The following is a 21863-nucleotide window of genomic DNA, read 5'->3' on the forward strand; positions in this document are numbered from 1 at the left end:
TACTTGCCAGTTGATGGCTCAAGTGAGATCACTATACTGGATTCCACTTTCACTATCTTTATAGTAGACTTCATCCACTTTATATGAGACTATCTCATTCGCACTTAAGGCCTAAAAGCCATGGGCAAATCCCTTAGGAATGATTAATTGTATTTTTTTTGCTCATTATTTAAATGATATGATTACAATTAACTTGATCCGTTATTTTTTTGTCTAAAGATTACACGCTTTTAGATATTAGTCCAAATTAATATTTTTAATCTGCGTGCATTTGTATCCAAAAAATAAAGTTATACCACAACGCTGAACATTCTGTTTAATGTACTACGATTCGTATTGTTTTTGATAATAGGTAGCGTAATCACCTGAAGTCACGTTTTTTAGCCATTCTTCATTGGACAAATACCAATCTATAGTTCGCTCTAATCCTTGTTCAAAAGTTACAGAAGGCTTCCACCCCAACTCCGTATTTATTTTAGAGGCATCTATAGCGTAACGTAAATCATGACCTGGTCGGTCTTTCACGTATGTAATCAGCTTTTCAGAAGTACCAACTGGTCGTCCTAATTTACGATCCATTTGCTGACACAACAGTTTGACTAAATCAATGTTTTTCCATTCATTGAAACCGCCTATGTTGTAGGTTTCATGATTTCTACCTTCGTGAAAAACCAAATCAATAGCTACCGCATGATCTTCCACAAAAAGCCAATCACGGGTATAATTACCGTCTCCATATACGGGCAGCGCTTTGTTGTTTATGATGTTGTTAATAAATAACGGAATCAATTTTTCTGGAAAATGAAACGGCCCGTAGTTGTTAGAACAATTAGTTAACACATAAGGTAATCCGTAAGTTTCACCATAGGCACGCACAAAATGATCAGAACTGGCTTTTGATGCCGAATAAGGTGAATTAGGATCATAGGCTGTAGTCTCAGTAAACAAGCCCGTTGCCCCTAAGGAACCGTAAACCTCATCGGTACTAATGTGGTAAAACCGCTTGCCTTCGCTGTTGTTTTTCCACAATTCCTTACACGCATTTAAAAGATTCATAGTTCCAATCACATTGGTTTTCACAAAGGCTAAAGGGTCTTTTATGGAACGGTCCACATGAGACTCCGCTGCCAAATGGACCACCGCATCAAATTCATACTGTTGAAATAAATTATCCACAAAAGTAGCATCTACAATATCCCCTTTTACAAAAGTATAATTGGAATAGTTCTCAATATCTTTGATATTTTCTAGATTCCCAGCATACGTCAAAGCATCTAGATTTACGATTGTGTATTTAGGATATTTAGTCACAAAACGGCGTACCACATGCGATCCTATAAATCCTGCTCCTCCCGTAATTAGTATTTTCACAACGATTGTATATATATTTTTATTCTATGCCTCTTACAATTTGCATGTACAAGCATTGGCCTATTCCATTTTTATAAAACCTATTGGCATTTGTTTATAATGCGCAACTACCTTACCAATAAAAAACTATTAAACGGTCCAAAATGCAACTAGTAAACATGGCTTCGCCACTGCAAGTCCCATTTGAGATTGCTTTTTTTCTAGTTGTGGCAAATTTATAGTAAATTATCCAACAAAGTGCAGATTATCTAAGAAAAATATGCTTGACTCCCTAAATTTAACTTACAAATCACATAGTCTTTTCTTGCAAATTGCATAGTGATTGGTGCGTATTCCGTTTTCTGTGTTTAGTAATTAGTGCTTAGTAGTTAGTAGCTAGTCCTAAGTATTTAGTCCTTAGTAATTAGTGCGCGATCATTAGTCCTTAGTGCAGCGTGCTCAGTTTTAAGTTTCAAGTTTCAGGTTTCAAGTTTCAAGTTTACAATTCACAATTTAAAATTTAAATTAAGAACTACTTCGTAAATCGGGTAGAAAAAACCACACCTACTTTTAACATTAAATTTATAAATAACACCGCCACATATTGAAACTTTTCGCTACATTTGAAATCTGATTTAACGAATAACTGGAATTATTCGAGGTCTTAAATTCACTCCATTGCTCAAAAAAACAGGGTTCTAGTCCGTATTTTTGAGCTTTTTTTATGACTAAAACCCATCCATTTGACCTAATTTAAACAAATAATCTTACATAAAACCTTCCTGTTTTACGAGACACAGCCGAAATACAGACACTAGTAAGCGATTTTTTGATCCAAAAAGACTTAACAAGGATTTCAAAAACTTTTTAAAAAATCAACTTCACGGTATTTTGACATCGTCTTGATGAACTTTTTACTTCGTCAAGACGATTCTTTTGTTGCAACAAGACGATTTGAACGTAATTTTGACACTATTGGGCATAAAAAAACCTCGAATACTGGAATATTCGAGGTCTTAAACTCAGTCTTTTACTACTGAACAGGGTTCTAGCCCACTTTTCTAAAAGATAAATCCTTTAGCATACTGCGCATTTTCTTGCCAGGACGGAAGAGCACGCGCGTTTTTTTGATGGCTGCTGTTGATACCTCATCAGCAACATCTTTACCTTCAGAGCTAATGCCTACTTGAAAGTTGCCTAAACGACCTAGCTTCACAATGCGACCTTGACCCAGTTCGCCAATGATGTTGTGTTCTAGCGAAGCGAGTACGGCATAACAATCAGAAGCTGTCAAGGTACTCTGATACGAAATCAACTCTGCTAGTCTTTCGAAATCAACATCGCCATCTGCAACTGCAGCAGCATAAAACTTTTCCGGAGCCACTAAGTCTCTCGGGTTCTTCCTTGGAAGAATTTTGTATTTAATAGCCATAATTTTTGGTATTAAATTAATAAATAAGTTTGTCTTAGTATACGTACTAAAGCATCTAACTGACTTTACAAACATAATATACTTTTACTGTAAGTAAAAGCCAAACTTATTCACAATTGAGGCTTGTTTTTAACAACAAAAAGAAATGTGCAAATACACCCAACATACTTACATACAGCATATTAATTTTATTCGGAATTCGTTAAGCCCTGTTAAATATAGGTTTTTCCAAAAAGACAATCAAGAAACGCATTTAACACAGCATATTGGCATTACAAATTCCAGCAATAAAAACTAGAGCATTTTAAGTTACTTGTATCAAACGTATTCAAACACACTGAAAACCTACCACAGGAACTTAAGCGAAAGCCCCAGAACCAGAAATAGATTCAATTCACAAACTTGTTACATTCCCTTATCTTGTAAAAAAATAATGGATTTTGTGCTTTTTTGCAACAGGATTTCTAGATGTCCCAAATGTCATTTATCAATCCCCATTTATAGCGTGTGTGATACATGTAAAATATTTCGTTCCGATATAGAATGGTTTGTTTTCAGTACTCAGAAATTAGTCCTTAGTAGTTAGTCCTTAGTGCAGCGTGTTCATTTTCAGGTTTCTAGTTTCAGTTCACAGTTTACAGTTCACAGTTTACAAATAGACCTGCTACAAAAATGAATTTGGAAAAACCGCCCTTAAATCAAAAGCATAAAAAAACAATGATAAAGCAAAACGGCAACAGTCCGCGAGATGAGGACGAAGGACGAACGGCTTGGGCTGCGGAACGTCGTTTTGAGGTAGTTTTTAAGTTTTGAATTTTTAGGCTTGATCTTTTGTTTCTTTTGTATCAAGACAAAAGAAAAGAACAAACTCGAAAAATGAAATCGTCTGCTACAATAAAGAATATGTAGAGATTCTTCGTACCTCAGCATGACAGAATGGAGAGAGTTGGCAGTGGTCAGTGGTCAGTGATCAGTAATTATTATTTAGTCCTTAGTCCTTAGTGCAGCGTGTTCAGTTTCAGGTTTCAAGTTTCAAGTTTCAGTTCAAAGTTTACAGTTCAAAGTTTACAATTTACAATTGACATTTCACAGTATACGATTGACAGTTAGTAATTTAAAATTTAAAAATAGAATTGCTATATAAACGAATTCAGGAAAATCGCCCTTAAATTAAAAACGTAAAAAAACAACGTAAAAACGGAGTGGCAGCAGTCCGCGAGATGAGGACGAAGGACGAACGGCTCGTGCTACGGAACGTAGTTTTGAGGTCGTTTTTAAGTTTTGAATTTTTAGGCTTGATCTTTTGTTTCTTTTGCATCAAGGCAAAAGAAAAGAATAAACTCGAAAAATGAAATCGTCTGCTACAATAAAGAATATGTAGAGATTCTTCGTACCTCAGCATGACAGAATGGGGAGAATTGGCAGTGGTCAGTGATCAGTAATTATTATTTAGTCCTTAGTCCTTAGTGCAGTGTATTCAGTTTTAGGTTTCAAGTTTCAAGTTTCATTTCACAGTTTACAGTTCACAATTGACAGTTCACAGTTCACAGTATATAGTTGACAGTTAATAATTGACAATTTAAAAATAGAATTGCTACATAAACGAATTCGAAAAATCGCCCTTAAATTAAAAACGTAAAAAAACAACGTAAAAACGGAGTGGCAGCAGTCCGCGAGATGAGGACGAAGGCCGAACGGCTCGTGCTGCGGAACGTAGTTTTGAGGTAGTTTTTAAGTTTTTAATTTTCAGGCTTAATCTTTTGTTTCTTTTGTACCAAGACAAAAGAAAAGAACAAACATAAAGAGATACTTCGTACCTCAGCATGACAGAATAAAAAATTGCATGTCAAATGTTACAAGTGATTAGTCTTATGTTGTTGTCATTTAATTAACAAAGTTATTTCATCTCTACTTTAAGCACGCAACCCAGAGATTCTAAAACCAGCAAATAATGGTTTTGTTTGACTTCTTGAACAGTAGCCTCTTGGTCTATAAATGGCCCTGACTCTAAAACAACTTTATCTCCTTTTCTCCACGTGTCAATGACAACATCAAATGTACCTGGGGCTGAAAGCCAGTTCTGAATGGTCTCTATCTCTTTGTCTTTGACAATTGCTGGTTTCCCTAACCAGAACAAGTAGCGCACAACACCTGGAACATCAAAAACAACATTACGCTCTTTCTCAATTAGATTGACAAAAATATAAGAATTAAATAAAGGAAGCTGTATCTTTTTTTTTCGATCAGACCATTGCGTAATTTTAGTAATTATAGGACAATACCCCAAAACACCCATTTCAGTCAAACGATCAGCTACTTTCTTTTCCGATTTTGGTTTGGTATACAATACATACCAATTTGTAGTTACATTCATATTATTTATTGCAATCTATAATAGACAAAGATACTACTCCAATTGCGATAACAAAGCAAATGGGGTTGATTTTAAAATGAATCTACTGTGTTTTCAACCCCTGATTATTCCTTTAGTTTTTAAACACATAACGATTTTTGACAGTAGAAATTTGGAATTGAAGGCACTAAGTATTTAAATCAATAGTAGTTTACATTCATAAGTATATGTGAAGTGATCAGTAAATAGTCATTAGTAGTAAGCCCTTAGACATTAGTGTTCAGCATTCTGATTTAAGCAATTAGTAATTAGTAGTAGGTGTTCAGCAGTTAGGTGCGAGTAATTAAACCATAGTTTAGAAAAACGGCTCGGCCTGCGGAACGACGCTTGGTGGTAGTTTTTGCGCTTTTTATTTTCAGGCTCGATCTTTTGTTTCTTTTGAAATGTCAATTCATAAACACCCATAAATTAATAACTCGTGTGTAATCAAGACAAAAGAAAAGAATAGCTCAAAAAAAACGAAATCGTCTGCTAAAATGAAGAAGATGTGGAGATGCTTCGTACCTCAGCAGGACAAACTACATAATAGAAAGTGAAAAGTGAAAAGGTCGAAAGTAATTAGTAGTCAGTTTTCAGCATTTAGTCCAAAGTTTAAACAATAACTCCACTCGAAATCAATTCGAAAAAAACACCCTTAAATCAAAGGCATAAAAAACAATGATAAAGCAAAGTGGCAGCAGTCCGCGAGTTGAGGACGAAGGACGAACGGCTCGGGCTGCGGAACGGCGCTTGGCGGTAGTTTTTACGCTTTTGATTTTTAGGCTTGATCTTTTGTTTCTTTTGAAATGTCAATTCACGAACACCCATAAATTAATAACTCGTGATTAATCAAGACAAAAGAAAAGAATAAACTCGAAAAACGCAATCATCTACTAAAATGAAGAATATGTGTAGATGCTTCGTACCTCAGAGCAACAAATGATCTCTATAACCAAGCAACCCGACAATCAAAACGAAAATTTAATCGCTTGATTATTCCGTAAAATACATCAAAAAAAAATGTACCGAAAACAACTTCTTAAAAAAGTCTTTTCGGCACATTTTGATAAAGAGAAAACGATTATTCTAATAATATTGAATTGCTTTTTTCTAATTCTGTATAAATATTTTTTACTTCTTGTGAACTTTCTTTTTGCAGAATCAAATTTGCATTCTCCGTATGTACGAAAATAGCGTTCTTCAACCCCACAAATGCAGTGTATACATCAGTACCGATCACCATATTACCATTAGCATCTACAGACTGTCCTTTTGAAACCAAATAATCATAAACCGATTCAAAAGACCCTAAATCAGACCATTTGAACTCAGACGAAACTACTTTAATCTTCTTACTGCGTTCCATTACCGCATAATCCACACTAATGGATGGGATTGTCATTGACAATTCATAATCCAATTGCCCTGCTTTATTAGCTTCCCAAACCTGCTTTGATTTTTCGTATACTTCTGCATTATACAATTTCAACTCTTCTAAAAATACCGCAGCTTTAAAACAGAACATACCACTGTTCCATAAAAAGTTACCATTCTTGATAAAATCTTTAGCCGAAACTTTATTGGGTTTTTCTCTAAACGAAATTACATCGTCACCAGAGCGTTCTATATAACCATATCCGGTTTCAGGTTTAGTAGGAACAATTCCAAATGTAACAATATATCCTTGCGATGCCTTTTCTATAGCTTCACTGATCGATTTTTCATAAGCAGCAGTTCCATCAATAATGTGATCTGAGGGTGTAACGATTAAAATCGTATCTGGAGCTGAAGCAAATGCAGCAAAAGCAATTGCGGCAGCTGTATTTCTTGGTGTTGCTTCAATAATATCTATATAAGCAGTACCCGATTTTTCTAAAACTTTTTTACTTAAATGACAATTATCTGTGTTACCAACGACCATCACGGTATCTGCCAAAGATCGATTGCGATCTACGGTCATTTCAAACAAAGACTTACCATCAAACAAATCCAAATATTGTTTGGGTTGGCTTTTACGTGATAACGGCCATAGCCTGCTTCCCACTCCTCCCGTAAGAATTACATGTGTAATTGATCTTGCTTTTTCCATAATTAAGCTATATTTAATGTATATTCTTTATTCATTTATTTTTTAAATCTAGAAACAGGATTAAAAATCTTTAATCACAACTCTATAATAGATTTTTAAAGTCCATCTGCTTTCACAGTCGTCCATCCGCTCGTTCTCCTAAAATGCCTTTCACATCATAAAGCAAACTTTTTTCACATTGTAAAGCAGAAAAATCTAAATCTACAAAAACTGTATGTGCCACGCCCAAAACAACAGCATCAAAACGTTCTACTGGTAATGTAGTTGATGTGGTTAAATTGTACTCTCTAGCTACCTCAACTGGATTTGCCCAAGGATCACAAATCGTGATTTGAATGCCATAATCAGCTAAAGCCTTTATAACATCTACTATTTTGGTATTGCGCACATCAGGACAATTCTCTTTAAAAGTGATGCCCAACATTAACAATCGAGCGCCATTGACAATGACTCCTTTTTTAATCATGAGCTTCACTACCTGCGACGCTACATAATCACCCATACTGTCATTCAAACGTCGTCCTGCCAAAATGATTTCGGGATGATAACCAAACTCTTGTGCGCGTTGTGCCAAATAATACGGATCAACCCCTATACAATGACCGCCAACCAATCCTGGTTTGAAAGGTAGAAAATTCCATTTGGTACCAGCTGCTTCTAGCACCGCTTGGGTATCTATTTGCATCAAATTGAAAATTTTGGCCAACTCATTTACAAATGCAATGTTGATGTCCCGCTGGGAATTCTCTATTACTTTTGCCGCCTCGGCCACTTTTATCGATGGGGCCAAATGTGTGCCAGCAGTAATGACCGATTGATACAATTTATTTACTTTTTGACCAATGGCAGGAGTAGAACCTGAGGTCACTTTTAAAATTTTTTCAACCGTATGTTCTTTGTCGCCTGGATTAATTCGTTCTGGGGAATACCCTGCAAAAAAGTCCACATTGAATTTCAATCCAGACTTTTTTTCCAATACAGGAACACATTCCTCCTCGGTTACACCGGGATATACGGTTGATTCATAAATGACAATATCTCCTTTTTTTAAAACCGAACCTACCGTTTCGCTGGACTTAAACAAAGGCGTTAAATCAGGTCGGTTGTTTTTATCAACTGGAGTTGGCACGGTAATGACAAAATAATTACAATCGGCTATAGCTGCTATATCCGCTGTGCAATACAGTCCGTTTTCATCACTTGGTGCGGTCCGCAAAACCTGTTGCAAGGTTGCGTCGTCTATTTCTAAAGTACTATCAGTGCCCGCAGACAGACTTGCTATACGTGACTGATTGATATCAAAACCTACAACAGAATACTGGGTAGCAAACAATCTTGCCAAAGGAAGACCGACATACCCCAAACCAATTACTGCTATTTTTATATGTTCACTCAACTTATTCTTAACTATTGATTATTTAAAAGTACGCCTTTAAGCGTTGCCGTTGTCGGCTATATGTTTCTAAGGTTGCGCTTTTCCAGCATTCATTACCGTATCCTTTAATAAAAAGCTCAAATAGCCGTTCCCTTTATTTTACTTTCGAAGAAAAGCCTTAAAAACTATTTTAAAATTGTTTCTTAGTACACAAATGTAGCTAAAACAGGCTCTATTTCTAATACCGTTCAACGATGCTTTAGGATGCTTGGTGTTTACAAAAGAACAAACAACCGTCTAGGAGCCGATTCCTTGGTATACAAATCCAATGGCACGAAGTTGCGCTGCATCCAACACATTTCGTCCATCAAAAATAAAAGCTGGTTTTTGCATCCGGTCAAATATTTTTTGCCAGTCATAATTTGCAAATTCATCCCACTCGGTGAGAATGGCTACCGCATGGGCATTTGCACAAGCTTCATAAGGATTTGAAAAAGTAGTTACACTCGCACTGTTTTGCTCTGGACTGCGTGTTTCTAGATAATTAAGATCCTCTACTATTTTCTTTGAAGACACTTTTGGATCGTATACTGCAATTCTTGCATGCTCATTGATCAAATCATCGGCCACAAATATCGCTGCCGATTCTCGGGTATCATTCGTATCCTTCTTGAAAGCCCAACCCAAAAAAGTAATTTTTTTATCCGAAACCGTATTGTACAATGTTTGTACAATACCATTTGAAAAGCGTCTTTTTTGATGATCGTTCATAATAATTACTTGCTCCCAATAATCGGCTACTTCATGCAAGCCGTATGATTTAGCAATGTATACTAAATTCAAAATATCTTTTTGGAAACAAGACCCTCCAAATCCTACCGAAGCTTTCAAAAATTTAGGTCCAATTCTACTATCCATCCCAATTGCCTTAGCCACTTCATTAATATCAGCACCTGTTTTTTCACAAAGTTCAGACATGGCATTAACAGATGAAATTCGCTGTGCCAAAAAAGCATTGGCAGTAAGCTTAGACAGCTCAGAAGACCATACATTTGTAGTTAATATTTTATCGGCAGGAACCCAATTAGCGTAGACTTCAACCAATGCATCTATTGCTTTCTTACCTTCGGGAGTAGTGTCGCCTCCAATTAAGATGCGGTCTGGCTGCAATAAATCAGTCACGGCCGTACCTTCAGCCAAAAATTCAGGGTTCGAAAGAATTTGAAATTGAACACCGTTTCCGGTATGATCTAAAATACTTTTGATTGCTTCTGCTGTTCGAACAGGCAGCGTTGACTTTTCGACTACAATCTTGTTGTCTTTGGCTACCCGTGCAATTTGGCGCGCACACAACTCAATGTATTTCAAATCAGCAGCCATACCCTTCCCTTTTCCATAGGTTTTTGTTGGCGTGTTTACAGAGATGAATATGATTTGCGCTTCATCAATAGCTTGATCCACTGCTGTAGAAAAGAATAAATTTCTACCTCGAGCGTTGGCTACTATGGCACTCAAACCAGGTTCGTAAATAGGTATATTATCGACATTCGGGTCGTTCCAAGCAGCAATTCGCTCTTCATTCAAATCAACAACAGTTACTTGTATATGGGGACATTTTTGTGCAATCACAGCCATGGTAGGACCACCTACATACCCTGCTCCAATGCAACAAATTTTTGTAATTTCCATTCTTTATCTATTAAGCGCTTATTTTTTATTTATATTTTATCTCAAAGCTTTGAGAAAATTTCATACTGATTACTGCATCTTATTTTAAATGCTCCCAATACCAGCCAACGGCCTCTTGCAAGCCTTCTTGTAATGAAAATAGCGGATTATAATTCAATAATAGTTGCGCTTTCTCAATGCTGGCCAAAGAATGCGGAATATCTCCTGCCCGGTTTGGACCATATTCTACTGCTACATGTTCAATTTCAGGATCATAAACCGATAAATACTGTTTTAAATAGGTGACCAAATTGTTCAACGTATTCCTATCCCCAAAAGCAGTATTGTATACCGTGTTTACGGCTTCAGGATTTTGAGTTAACATTGCCAATTCATTCATTTGTATCACATTATCAATATAGGTGAAATCTCTAGAATAATTACCATCGCCATTAATTCTTGGGCTTTCGTGTTGCATCAATTGCATGACAAACTTAGGAATCACCGCAGCATAAGCGCCATTAGGATCTTGTTTTCTTCCAAAAACATTGAAATAACGCAAGCCTATCGTTTCTAAACCATATGATTTGCTAAATATTTCAGCATACAGTTCGTTCACATATTTAGTAATAGCATAAGGAGACAGGGGCTTGCCGATAGTTTCCTCTACTTTTGGGAGCGCTTCTGAGTCTCCATAGGTTGACGAACTAGCTGCATACACAAAACGTTTTACTTTATGATCTCGTGCAGCGACCAACATATTCAAAAATCCCGAAACGTTGACGTCATTACTCGTAATGGGATCGTTTAATGAACGGGGAACAGAACCCAACGCAGCTTGGTGCAATACATAGTCAACTCCATTTACAGCTTCATTACAAGTCATAGCATTACGAATATCACCTTCTATCAATTGGAAATTAGGGTGATTCAGACAGTTTTTCAAATTGTGCCGGTGTCCCGTTGCAAAATTATCCAAGCATACCACTTCGTACTTTTTATGTAAAAAATATTCACACAAATTAGATCCAATAAAACCCGCTCCACCCGTAACCAATATCTTTTTTCGGACTTCGTTTTCCATGCTGTTTTTTATTTTACTGCTTTTTATGTGTTATTCTTTTTGACTAAACCTTTTATTTTTTGGAACCAACCTTTAGGCTTTTCCTCTTCATAGTAACTTTTATCATAAGTACCATAGCCGTATCCATAACCTGTTCCGTATTTGGCTTTATTTTCATGACCGTTTAAGATAATGCTTGTATTATTCAACTCACCACGCTTGATGCGATTGTTCAATAATGCAATCATGTCTTTTTTAGTATAATTTTGTCTTACAATGTATAACGTTACATCACAGTATTGTGCCAGTTCAAGTGCATCCGAAACCAATCCTGCTGGTGGTGTATCTAATATTATGTAATCATATTCTTTCTTCAAAGCATTGATCAAATCCTCCATCCCTTGACTTATGATCATTTCTGAGGGGTTTGGCGGTATAGGTCCAGATAATATTACATCTAAATACGGAATGTGCGTCTTATTGACAATCTCTTGTATTGATTTTTGTTTGATAATGTAATTAACAACCCCTACTTCGTTTGTTAAATTAAACTCAGCTGCAAGTCTAGGTTTGCGTAAATCCAACCCAATTATAACCGTCTTTTTTTCGCTCAAGGCAAAAACAGTGGCGATGTTGATAGAACAAAAGGTTTTCCCTTCACCACTTATTGAAGAGGTAATCATCAACGTTTTAGCACCATCAACATTTTGTTGTTTGTACAAAAACTGTAAGGAGGACCGAATGGCTCTAAAGGATTCTGACAATGCTGATTTTGGTTTGTCAAAAACGGCCAAATTAGATTTCTCTTTATTGACCCCAACCACTCCAATCAATGGAATCTTGGTCATTTTATTAACATCATCACTATTTTGTATAGTATCATTAATAAAGAAAACAAAGAAAACCCCTATCAACGGAATTAATATTCCCACGAAAAGTGCCAAAATATAATTCACCGATGTTTTTGGCCCAATAAGCCCTCCCCCTGTGTCTTTTGCAGGATCAATAAAATGAATATCTGATAAATTAGCTGCTTTTACAATATCAGCCTCGCTTCGTTTTTGTAAAAAAGTATTGTAAATATTGTCACTCAAGTCATACTTCCTTTTTATTTTTATTAGCTCTTGCTGGTCTTCGGGTAGTTTTTTGATCGTGCCTTCTGTAGCATTGATTTTACTACTCACTAAGGCTAAATCGTATTGTAAGGCCCCTTTTGCCGTTGAAATATTTTCCAGTAATACTTTCTTTACCGCCTCCATTTGGTTGTCAAACTCTTGAAAAATTTTCTCGCTTTTTACAGCATAAGCCATTTCAGACCTTTGCGTAGACAAAGCGATTAATTTAGACACATTAACAACAATGTTAGGATCATCAATTCCTGCAACAGAGGGCGCCGGAAGTTTAGCATAATTAACGCTATTATTTAAATACGATTTTAAGGAATTATAGTATACAATTTTTCGATTGATTTCCTCTTTCTTAACATCATATTCCAAAATTTGTTCCGAGAATTTAACACCACCGTCTTCTACATCGTAAATATTCTTTCCTTTTCGAAACGATTTTAACTCATTACCCGTTTCTTTCAGTTGAGTCTCCATGGCTATCAAGGTACTGTCTATAAAAGCAATGGTATTCGTTGCAAATTTATTTTTACTGTCCAACTGTCTTTTGATTAACATCTTGACCGTAGCATTCAAATATTCGACCAAACGGGTTTTATTAGTACCCTGCATGCTTAAAGTAATAATAGAGCCTGCCTTTTCATAGGTTTGAACGTTAATGCCTTTGTAAGCAGCAACTGTTCCGTCAAAATCATTGAATTGAACAAAATACTCATTCCCTTTATACAGCCCTGGATTTTGGTTAAGTTCTAATTGCCAGTTGAGGAAAGGCAAAACTACTTTTTGTCCTACTTTGTATCGCTTTACAAACTCACCTGCAACCACATTGGTAGTACTATACGTGTTGGTAGCATATTGAATAACGTTTACGCTTGGGTTTTCAAACGGAATTTTGATTTCGTATTCAGTCTCAGTCAAAAACCTAATACTAATACGTTGCCCTGCAAGCTGCGCCTTGGTTTTGTCAATTTTTACAAAAAAAGGAACTGCTCCATAGGCATCTGTAAAATTGTATTTACCTTGTATTTGATAACTGATATAATAATTCAATTGATCTACCACCAATTCATTATGAGATCTAGATTGTAGTGTAGTAGAAATGGTTTGAACTTGATCTGAATTACCTCCCCAATTGAATGTCAAACTGGTATTTGAGGTAAAGAGTGGGTTGTTTTCCTCCTTTATGGAAATCATGGTCTCCATACCATAGATTTTCTCTTTTCGAATGTTGACTTGATAGGCAATAATCAATGTAATGGCCAGACTAATTAAAAACCAACGCCAATAGCTGCTAATTTTAATCAGAAAGCCTTTAAAATCAAAACTAACTTGGTTTTCGAAAATTGAAAAATCTTTGATATCTAACATGTGTTCCGTGCCGTGTTAATTCTTTAACAATAAAAAGGTTGTGGTTGCTAATGACAACAAAGTAATAATAGTCCCTAAAGATTCTATACCCGTTTTTCCGGTACCCCACGTTTTCTGTTTGAGCGGTTTGACGTAAATATAGTCATTGGGTTGCAAATAAAAATAAGGTGATTGCATGACATTTATATTTGTAAGATCAATATCAGCCATTTGTACACCGGTAGGCGTTTTTCGGATTACTGTAACGGCCTTCCTATCTCCTGTTATGCTGATATCACCTGCATTTGCAATTGCTTCCATAATAGTAACTTGCTCTTGATACAAAGTTTTAGTTCCCGGAGCACCTATTTCTCCATTCATAGTAAAACGCAAACCTGCTAATTTTACGGTTACAAAAACGTTGGCTTCTTTAGTAAAATAATCTGATAAAAGTTGTTTTTCTATTCGAAGTCGAATGTCATCCAAGGTGTATCCAATCACATTTTGCTCTCCCAAAACGGGAATTCGAATGTTTCCATGATCATCTACCCTGAATCCTTCAAAATACAATGACGCATCGGACTGGCTTTGTTTTCCACCATCATTTGAAATAGAAAAAATGGATGCTAACTTAGGATCAATGGTTTTAATAGAAATGCTTAGCACATCATTGACTTGTAACCTGTACGGCTTTGATGCCACCACCGAAATGGGAACCTCTGTCATGCCATCCTTTTTTTGCAAATAAATTAAATCTTGTGTTGCGATACATGATGTCATCAAAACACTGATTAGTAGCATCAAACCACCTACAAATTTGTTCATTTTTCATTATTTTTATCCACAAATATAGCTTTTCATTTACGATATAAAAAGTATCCTAATGGGAATGCTTGTATTAATTGTTTTTTAATGATTTCTCAAAAGGTACACGGTGCAAAATACTGCGTCCTAGTGTCACTTCATCTGCATATTCTAGTTCATCACCCACAGCTATCCCTCTAGCAATAGTTGATACTATGATGTTGCTCGATGCAATTTGTTTGAAAATATAAAAATTGGTGGTATCCCCTTCCATTGTAGAGCTTAAGGCAAATATAATTTCCTGTACTGCCCCCGATTTGACTTTTTCAACCAATGCTGTAATGTGCAACTGGCTGGGACCAACACCATCAATAGGAGAAATTTTTCCACCCAAAACATGATAAATACCCCTAAACTGATTGGTATTTTCAATCGCCATCACATCTCTAATGTCCTCAACCACACAAATCACATTGTGGTTTCTACTGCTATTAGAGCAAATCTCACACACCTCCCGATCTGAAATGTTATTACAACTCACGCAGTATTTGATATCCTGCTTCATTGCAAGTAGGGCTTGCGCCAAAAATCCCGTTTGCTCCTTGGGCTGTTTTAACAAATGCAAGACCAATCGCAATGCCGTTCGCTTCCCAATTCCCGGAAGTTGCGACATTTCGTTGACTGCCTTTTCTAAAAGTTTTGATGAAAATTCCATACCTGCAAATGTAGCAATTTGTTTATTTGTTCCGCGCCATTATTCCCAATTCCTAAACAATGATCAAGCTATATTGAAGGTTTTATTTTTGCATCATTACACCACCAAAAACTTTACAAAAAAACTTAAAACTTTCCTATAAACTCCATTTCACAATACCCAACTGTTTACAGTTTAGTAACAGTATCTAATTGGCATAAAGCCAAAAAAAGGAGATCCATTTCAAGTGATTATTTCTTATTTTCCTTGGAAATAGTCTTGTTGTAACAACCTTAATTGCGTTTGGTATTGATTGACTAATCTTTAAAATACAATCTTGAATCTATGAAATGCATATTAAAAACATATCTTTTTGATCAAGAGCGGTTTAATAACTAATTAAGAAAATCAAAATCAATAAAACTTACGAATATTAATACTGATTGGTAGCCAATAAAACTAGAGTACAAGCCACTTCTACCTTAATATTGTTCAATTGTAACAACTGGTAAAACTCGGGATTCTCTGTTCCTGGATTAAAAATGACACGTTTAGGTTGTGCCTCAACTATATAGTTGTAATAATCGCGCTGACGTGTTGGGTTAAGATATAACGTAACAGTGTCTATGTTTTTAAGTGGAATTGCTTTCGTTTGGATTTTGATTCCAGCTACTTCTCCTGCATTTTGGCCCACAGCTAGTACTGAATGTCCTTTTTCAACTAACTGCTGTACTGCTTTGAACGCATAACGATCCGTTTTGGTCGTGGCACCCAGTACCAATGTTTTTTTATTCTTCATCCTTATCATCCTTTTATGAGTCACAAAAGTAAGCAAAAAGGTTCACCTTATGTAGTGATTATGGTAATTGTTACGGTGCAATAAAAAAACATTGCGCTAACAGTCCCAAACAAAAAATGAGTATTTTTGTGGTATTAAACAACAATTATGGATCTCTTTATTTATCTTTTTGTCGCGCTTTTCTCTGTATTGAATCCTATAGGTACCGTTCCTATTTTTGTAGGTCTTACTCAAAATGATCCCAAAAAAGAACGCTCGCGCATTTCTTTATGGACAGCCATAAACGTTTTCATTATCTTGATAGTTTCTTTTTTTATTGGACAATATGTTTTGCTTTTTTTTGGCATTAGCATTGATGCACTCCGAATTGCAGGAGGTCTTATCATTGTAAGTTCTGGATTTTCATTGCTCTCTGGTAAGTTTACCAAAAAACGAGGTATCAACAAAAAGGCAGAAACGGAAGCGCAACAACGAAATGACATTGCACTTACACCACTTGCAATACCCATGCTTGCGGGACCTGGATCTATATCGCTCCTCATTGCTTTTTATCAGGAACACAACAGCACCAAAGAAATCATCATTTCTACGCTAGCCATCTTAGCCATTGCAGTAACTATTTTTATCATTTTACGCAGCGCTCATTACCTCGCCAAAATATTAGGTGCTTCTGGAATTATCGCAATCTCCAGAATTGTAGGCTTTATTGTAATCGCCATTGGAATACAATACATTGTAAGCGCCATCATTAACATCATCAAAGTAAATCTTTCATAAAAAAAAGAAGCGGATCATTCAGTGAATGATCCGCTTCTTTTTTAAAATACTTTTTTTCTAGCTTCTCGGCAAGAAAATCTCAGCCATCATACATCGGGCGCTTCCGCCACCACAAGCCTCAATGGTATCTAGACTTGAACTCAGTATTATAGCATGCTTTTCTAATTGCGCCACTTGCTTTTCTGTAAGCGCCTGATGCGCCGCGGCACTCATAATCAAGAATCTTTTACCAGCAGCTCCTTGCACTTCAAGCATGTTTCCTGCAAAACTATTCATCTGGTCTTCAGTTATTAAAATAACCTCTTTATTGTTTTCTTTTAAATTATCCAGAACCATTTTGCGTTCTTTTTTGTCGTCTATGCAATCCGCACAAATCACAGCAAAAGTTTCGCCCAAACACATCATGACATTGGTATGATAAATCAATTTTCTTTCGCCATCAACAGTCTGAAACGCTTCAAAAAGAACTGGAGCATAATCAAAATCTTCACAGAACTCAATAAACAACTCCTCATCTGCACGAGGTGACAAAGCACAATATGCTTTAGAATTGGTTCTATCCAAAAGAATACTACCCGTACCTTCTAAGAAAAAACCATCCTCTTCTGCTGATGTGTAATCTACTATATTGTGTATAACAAAACCTTTATCTTCTAACAAGTCTAATACATCCTCACGGCGTTCTTGACGTCTGTTCTCAGCAAACATTGGATATAAAGCTACATCCCCATTTTCATGAAAAGATATCCAGTTGTTCGGAAAAATACTATCTGGCGTATCTGGAACTAGCGTATCGTTGACTACGGTAACATCTATACCTGCAGCAACTAATTTGGCTACAAAATCATCAAATTCTTGCTGTGCTTTCGCATTTACAGTTGCCGGTAATAAGCCATCTAGCACTTTTTGATAGTAATTATTCACAGCCGTTTGCTCGTTCATTCTAAAAGCTACGGGCCTAATCATCAAGATGGAATTGGTAGTTTGTTTCATGTATTTTTAGTTTAAAGTTGAGTTGTTTAAAGTTGAATATTGCATTCTGTTTCACTTTAAACTTCAAAACAAATATTTATTCTCTAATTAAAGGTAAGGTCGAACATCGCAACAAGCCTTCTTGTTTTGCAATCTCGGCATACGGAATTTCTTCTACTGTAAAGCCGTTTTCTCGAAGCCAATTGTTGAGTCTCGTAAAATTCCTTTCCGAAACTACAACACGAGTATCAATTGAAAAAACATTAGAATTCATGTGATACATTTCTTCTCGGGTTAAATGAAAAAGATTTTCTTTACCAAAAAGATCTACAAGAAACACATAATCGGCTTCTTCTCTAAACCCATTTTTGTAGATAATTCCTTTGTTCGTTCCCAAAGGTTGAAAACAACAATCCAAATGTAAAGCATTGTCTCGAGCTTCAATTTTTGATTTTACCAAATCGAATTCTTTTACAATCTTATTTGGAAATAAATCTCTAATATACTGAACGCCTCGCATATTCGTTCTTGCCGTAATGTAATCTTTATAGTCACTACCCTTGTATGTCCCAATAAAAATATAGTCATCCCATAACATCACGTCTCCGCCTTCAATATGAACTTCTTCTGGCGGTCGCACAACGTTTTCTGGTTTTATTTGATCAATTACATATTGAATTGCGTCGAGCTCTCGCTCCCTGTCTGGCAAAATATTAGACTTGACAAAAGTGCTTTCAATTACAAAACCAATATCTCTAGTGAAAATTTGGTTGTAATTCTCAATCATTTCAGGTCGATACACCTGCACATCATACTTTTCCAACACCTGCTTGAAAGCATCCATTTCCTGTATCATGTCCTGCTCAAGTGGATAGGTACCGGCTAGAATATGCTCTAGTGATTTTGGATCATAAGCCTCGTCTGCTGTTGGCGTTGGTCCATTGTGAAGTGCTGATCCCAGTACTACAGCACGGAGTCTTGCTGTTTCATTTTTAACATTAATTGGTAACATGTGTGTTTTCCCTTTTTAGCAAATATAAAAAAAGCTTCACTAAATAGTGAAGCTTTTAAAGTGTTTTTATCTTTTATCTGCGGTAACAAAATCGCGTAATGGATGACCTGTATAAACTTGTCTTGGCCTACCAATAGGTTCTTTATTTTCACGCATTTCTTTCCATTGTGCAATCCATCCTGGCAAACGTCCTATGGCAAACATTACCGTGAACATATCTGTAGGAATACCTAAAGCTCTGTAAATAATTCCAGAATAAAAATCTACGTTAGGATATAAATTTCTAGATTTGAAATACTCGTCTTCTAGCGCTGCCTCTTCTAGTTTTTTAGCAATAGCAAGAATTGGATCTTCAACTCCTAAAGTTGCTAAAACTTCATTAGCTGCTTTTTTGATGATTTTAGCTCTTGGATCAAAGTTTTTATACACTCTGTGACCAAATCCCATCAAACGGAATGGATCATTTTTGTCTTTGGCTTTAGCCATATACTTATCTGCATCACCACCTGTTGCATGAATTTCTTCAAGCATTTCAAGCACTGCTTGATTTGCACCACCATGTAACGGACCCCATAACGCTGACACTCCAGCTGAGATAGAAGCAAATAATCCTGCATGAGAAGAACCCACCATTCTTACGGTAGATGTAGAACAATTTTGCTCATGATCTCCGTGAAGAATAAATAATTTATCTAATGCATCAATAACAATTGGGTTTGCTTTGAACGGCTCTGTAGGCAATTCAAACATCAAACGCATAAAATTCTCTACATATCCTTTTGTATTATCATAATAATTCAAAGGATAACCCATGCTTTTTCTGTACGTCCAAGTTGCAATCACAAGGAATTTACCCATGGTTTTGCAAACTGCCTCATACATTTCTTTTTCATTATCAACATTAACCGATTTAGGGTTAAATGCTGTCAAAGCACTAGTTAAAGCAGATAAAACGCCCATTGGGTGAGCTGTTTTTGGAAAACCGTCGATGATGTTTTTCATCTCTTCGTTTACCAAGGTATATTTTCTAATATCCGTTTCAAACTGAGCCAACTGTTCTTTACTTGGTAATTCACCAAAAATTAAAAGATATGATACCTCAAGAAAATCAGCTTTATCCGCAAGATCTTCAATGGCATATCCTCTATAACGAAGAATTCCTAATTCTCCATCTAAAAAAGTAATATCACTTTTACAAGATCCTGAATTTTTGTATCCTGGATCAATAGTAATGATCCCAGATAAATCACGTAATTTGTTAATATCAATGGCTACTTCATTCTCGCTTCCTACAACAACAGGGAGTTCGATTTTCTTCCCATCAATTTCTAATGTGGCTATTTTTGACATAATATAATTGGAAATAAACTTTTAAAATAATAATTTCCCAAATCTATGAAAATTAACATTAATTAAAAAGAGAATACCAAAATGAAATTGTTAAATATTACACAAAAAGCCACTCACAAAGTGAATGGCTTTTCGTTATTTAGCAAAAAAGCTATTATTTTATTTTAAAAGCATTTTTTCCAGGGAAATAGGCAGATGTACCCAACTCCTCTTCAATACGCAATAATTGATTGTATTTTGCCATACGATCAGACCTAGAGGCTGATCCTGTTTTAATTTGTCCACAGTTCAATGCTACAGCTAAGTCAGCAATAGTATTATCCTCAGTCTCACCAGAGCGGTGTGACATTACCGACGTATACCCTGCATTCTTGGCCATATTTACAGCAGCAATAGTTTCTGTTAAAGTTCCAATTTGGTTCACTTTAATCAATATCGAATTCGCAATTCCTTTCTCTATTCCTGTTGACAAACGCTCAACATTGGTAACAAACAAATCATCCCCTACCAGTTGCACTTTGTCACCTATTTTTTCGGTAAGCAATTTCCATCCATCCCAGTCGTTTTCATCCATTCCATCTTCAATAGATATAATCGGATATTTAGCAACCAATTCGGCTAAATATTCAACTTGCTCGGCAGACGTTCTTACTTTACCAGTCTCTCCTTCAAACTTTGAGTAATCGTATTTTCCGTTTACATAAAATTCTGCAGCAGCACAATCTAAAGCGATCATGATTTCATCACCAAAAGAATAACCTGCAGCTTCAACTGCTTTTTTGATGGTATCCAAAGCATCCTCTGTTCCGCCAGCAAGATTAGGAGCAAAACCACCTTCATCTCCTACAGCTGTAGAAAGACCTCTGTCATGCAATACTTTTTTCAAACTATGAAAAATTTCAGTCCCCATTTGCATCGCTTGCGAAAAAGTAGTTGCTTTCACAGGGAAAATCATAAATTCTTGAAAAGCGATAGGAGCATCGGAGTGCGATCCACCATTTATAATATTCATCATTGGCACAGGCAAAGTATTCGCCGAAACACCACCCACGTAACGATATAATGGCAATCCAAGTTCATTAGCCGCCGCTTTGGCTACAGCCAAAGAAACACCAAGAATAGCATTGGCACCCAAACTAGATTTATTAGGAGTTCCATCTAAGTCTATCATCATTTGATCAATCTGATTTTGCTCAAATACAGACACACCAACAAGTTCTTCAGCAATTACAGTATTTACATTGTTCACTGCGTTCATAACTCCTTTTCCAAGATACGCTTTACCACCGTCTCGTAACTCAACAGCTTCATGCTCTCCGGTTGAAGCTCCTGATGGAACTGCAGCTCTACCCAACACACCATTATCTGTAATTACATCTACTTCAATAGTAGGGTTCCCTCTTGAATCAAAAATTTGTCTCGCGTGAATTTTTATAATAATACTCATAAACTGAATTTTTTTAAATTATACATTACAAATATATTCTAAGTTTTGGAATGATTTTATGAAAATAATGAATGTTATTAACGAAAACGTTATAATTTGATTTCCAAAGAATGAATTTAATAACTTGTGTACCTTATCGTGTCAATTGCTTTAATTTTTAGTCACTTT

At 36.0% G+C, this 21863-nt stretch carries 17 protein-coding genes; 2 read left to right on the plus strand and 15 right to left on the minus strand.

Translation table 11 applies throughout. The annotated features are described in order from the left end of the window. Positions 1-324 precede the first annotated feature (324 nt). Positions 325-1371, minus strand: a complete 1047-nt coding sequence (gene rfbB / locus FJV36_RS03205) for a dTDP-glucose 4,6-dehydratase (RefSeq protein ID WP_199250908.1) — start codon at positions 1369-1371, stop codon at positions 325-327. Between the two features lie 1027 nt (positions 1372-2398). Then, entirely contained in the window at positions 2399-2857 is a 459-nt protein-coding gene (locus FJV36_RS03210) for an HU family DNA-binding protein (protein ID WP_233264577.1), read from the minus strand. 597 nt (positions 2858-3454) lie between these two features. Here FJV36_RS03210 and FJV36_RS03215 point away from each other — a divergent pair. After that, a complete protein-coding gene (locus tag FJV36_RS03215) occupies positions 3455-3595 on the plus strand; it encodes a hypothetical protein (protein WP_158980824.1) in 141 nt (46 codons plus the stop codon). 1084 nt (positions 3596-4679) lie between these two features. Here the strand turns inward: FJV36_RS03215 and FJV36_RS03220 are convergent. The 9 genes from FJV36_RS03220 to FJV36_RS03260 form a co-directional block, all read right to left on the minus strand. Next, positions 4680-5156 carry a UpxY family transcription antiterminator gene (locus FJV36_RS03220; protein WP_158980826.1) on the minus strand — a complete coding sequence of 159 codons (477 nt, stop codon included), beginning with the start codon at positions 5154-5156 and terminating at the stop codon, positions 4680-4682. A gap of 1099 nt (positions 5157-6255) precedes the next feature. Continuing rightward, positions 6256-7263: a mannose-1-phosphate guanylyltransferase gene (locus FJV36_RS03225; RefSeq protein ID WP_158729292.1), complete on the minus strand. Its 1008-nt coding sequence runs from the start codon at positions 7261-7263 to the stop codon at positions 6256-6258. Positions 7264-7375: 112 nt separating this feature from the next. Next, complete coding sequence (locus FJV36_RS03230) at positions 7376-8659, minus strand: nucleotide sugar dehydrogenase (RefSeq protein ID WP_199250907.1); 1284 nt, start codon at positions 8657-8659, stop codon at positions 7376-7378. Between the two features lie 276 nt (positions 8660-8935). After that, positions 8936-10327: a UDP-glucose 6-dehydrogenase gene (locus tag FJV36_RS03235; RefSeq protein ID WP_158729291.1), complete on the minus strand. Its 1392-nt coding sequence runs from the start codon at positions 10325-10327 to the stop codon at positions 8936-8938. A 79-nt stretch (positions 10328-10406) separates the two neighbouring features. Then, positions 10407-11390, minus strand: a complete 984-nt coding sequence (locus FJV36_RS03240; protein ID WP_158729290.1) for an SDR family oxidoreductase — start codon at positions 11388-11390, stop codon at positions 10407-10409. Between the two features lie 23 nt (positions 11391-11413). Further along, entirely contained in the window at positions 11414-13861 is a 2448-nt protein-coding gene (locus FJV36_RS03245) for an exopolysaccharide transport family protein (RefSeq protein ID WP_158729289.1), read from the minus strand. A gap of 15 nt (positions 13862-13876) precedes the next feature. After that, positions 13877-14665, minus strand: coding sequence for a polysaccharide biosynthesis/export family protein (locus FJV36_RS03250; protein WP_158729288.1), 789 nt, complete (start codon positions 14663-14665; stop codon positions 13877-13879). 73 nt (positions 14666-14738) lie between these two features. Next, positions 14739-15359, minus strand: coding sequence for a recombination mediator RecR (recR, locus tag FJV36_RS03255; RefSeq protein ID WP_158729287.1), 621 nt, complete (start codon positions 15357-15359; stop codon positions 14739-14741). Between the two features lie 412 nt (positions 15360-15771). Next, entirely contained in the window at positions 15772-16137 is a 366-nt protein-coding gene (locus FJV36_RS03260; protein ID WP_086452740.1) for a CoA-binding protein, read from the minus strand. 147 nt (positions 16138-16284) lie between these two features. Between FJV36_RS03260 and FJV36_RS03265 the strand changes: the two genes are divergently transcribed. Further along, positions 16285-16914, plus strand: a complete 630-nt coding sequence (locus tag FJV36_RS03265) for a MarC family NAAT transporter (protein WP_158729286.1) — start codon at positions 16285-16287, stop codon at positions 16912-16914. 57 nt (positions 16915-16971) lie between these two features. On the opposite strand, the gene ctlX is transcribed toward FJV36_RS03265, so the two are convergent. From ctlX to eno, 4 genes are all read right to left on the minus strand, one after another. After that, entirely contained in the window at positions 16972-17907 is a 936-nt protein-coding gene (gene ctlX / locus FJV36_RS03270; protein ID WP_158729285.1) for a citrulline utilization hydrolase CtlX, read from the minus strand. A 76-nt stretch (positions 17908-17983) separates the two neighbouring features. Continuing rightward, the gene (locus FJV36_RS03275; protein WP_158729284.1) at positions 17984-18898 is read right to left on the minus strand and encodes a dimethylarginine dimethylaminohydrolase family protein; all 915 of its coding nucleotides are present in this window, start codon (positions 18896-18898) and stop codon (positions 17984-17986) included. Positions 18899-18964: 66 nt separating this feature from the next. Continuing rightward, positions 18965-20248 carry a citrate synthase gene (locus tag FJV36_RS03280; protein WP_158729283.1) on the minus strand — a complete coding sequence of 428 codons (1284 nt, stop codon included), beginning with the start codon at positions 20246-20248 and terminating at the stop codon, positions 18965-18967. A gap of 154 nt (positions 20249-20402) precedes the next feature. Next, positions 20403-21695, minus strand: coding sequence for a phosphopyruvate hydratase (gene eno, locus FJV36_RS03285; protein WP_158729282.1), 1293 nt, complete (start codon positions 21693-21695; stop codon positions 20403-20405). Positions 21696-21863 lie beyond the last annotated feature (168 nt).

The sequence above is a fragment of the Flavobacterium sp. I-STPP5a genome, assembly GCF_009764685.1.
Taxonomy (GTDB): Bacteria; Bacteroidota; Bacteroidia; order Flavobacteriales; family Flavobacteriaceae; genus Flavobacterium.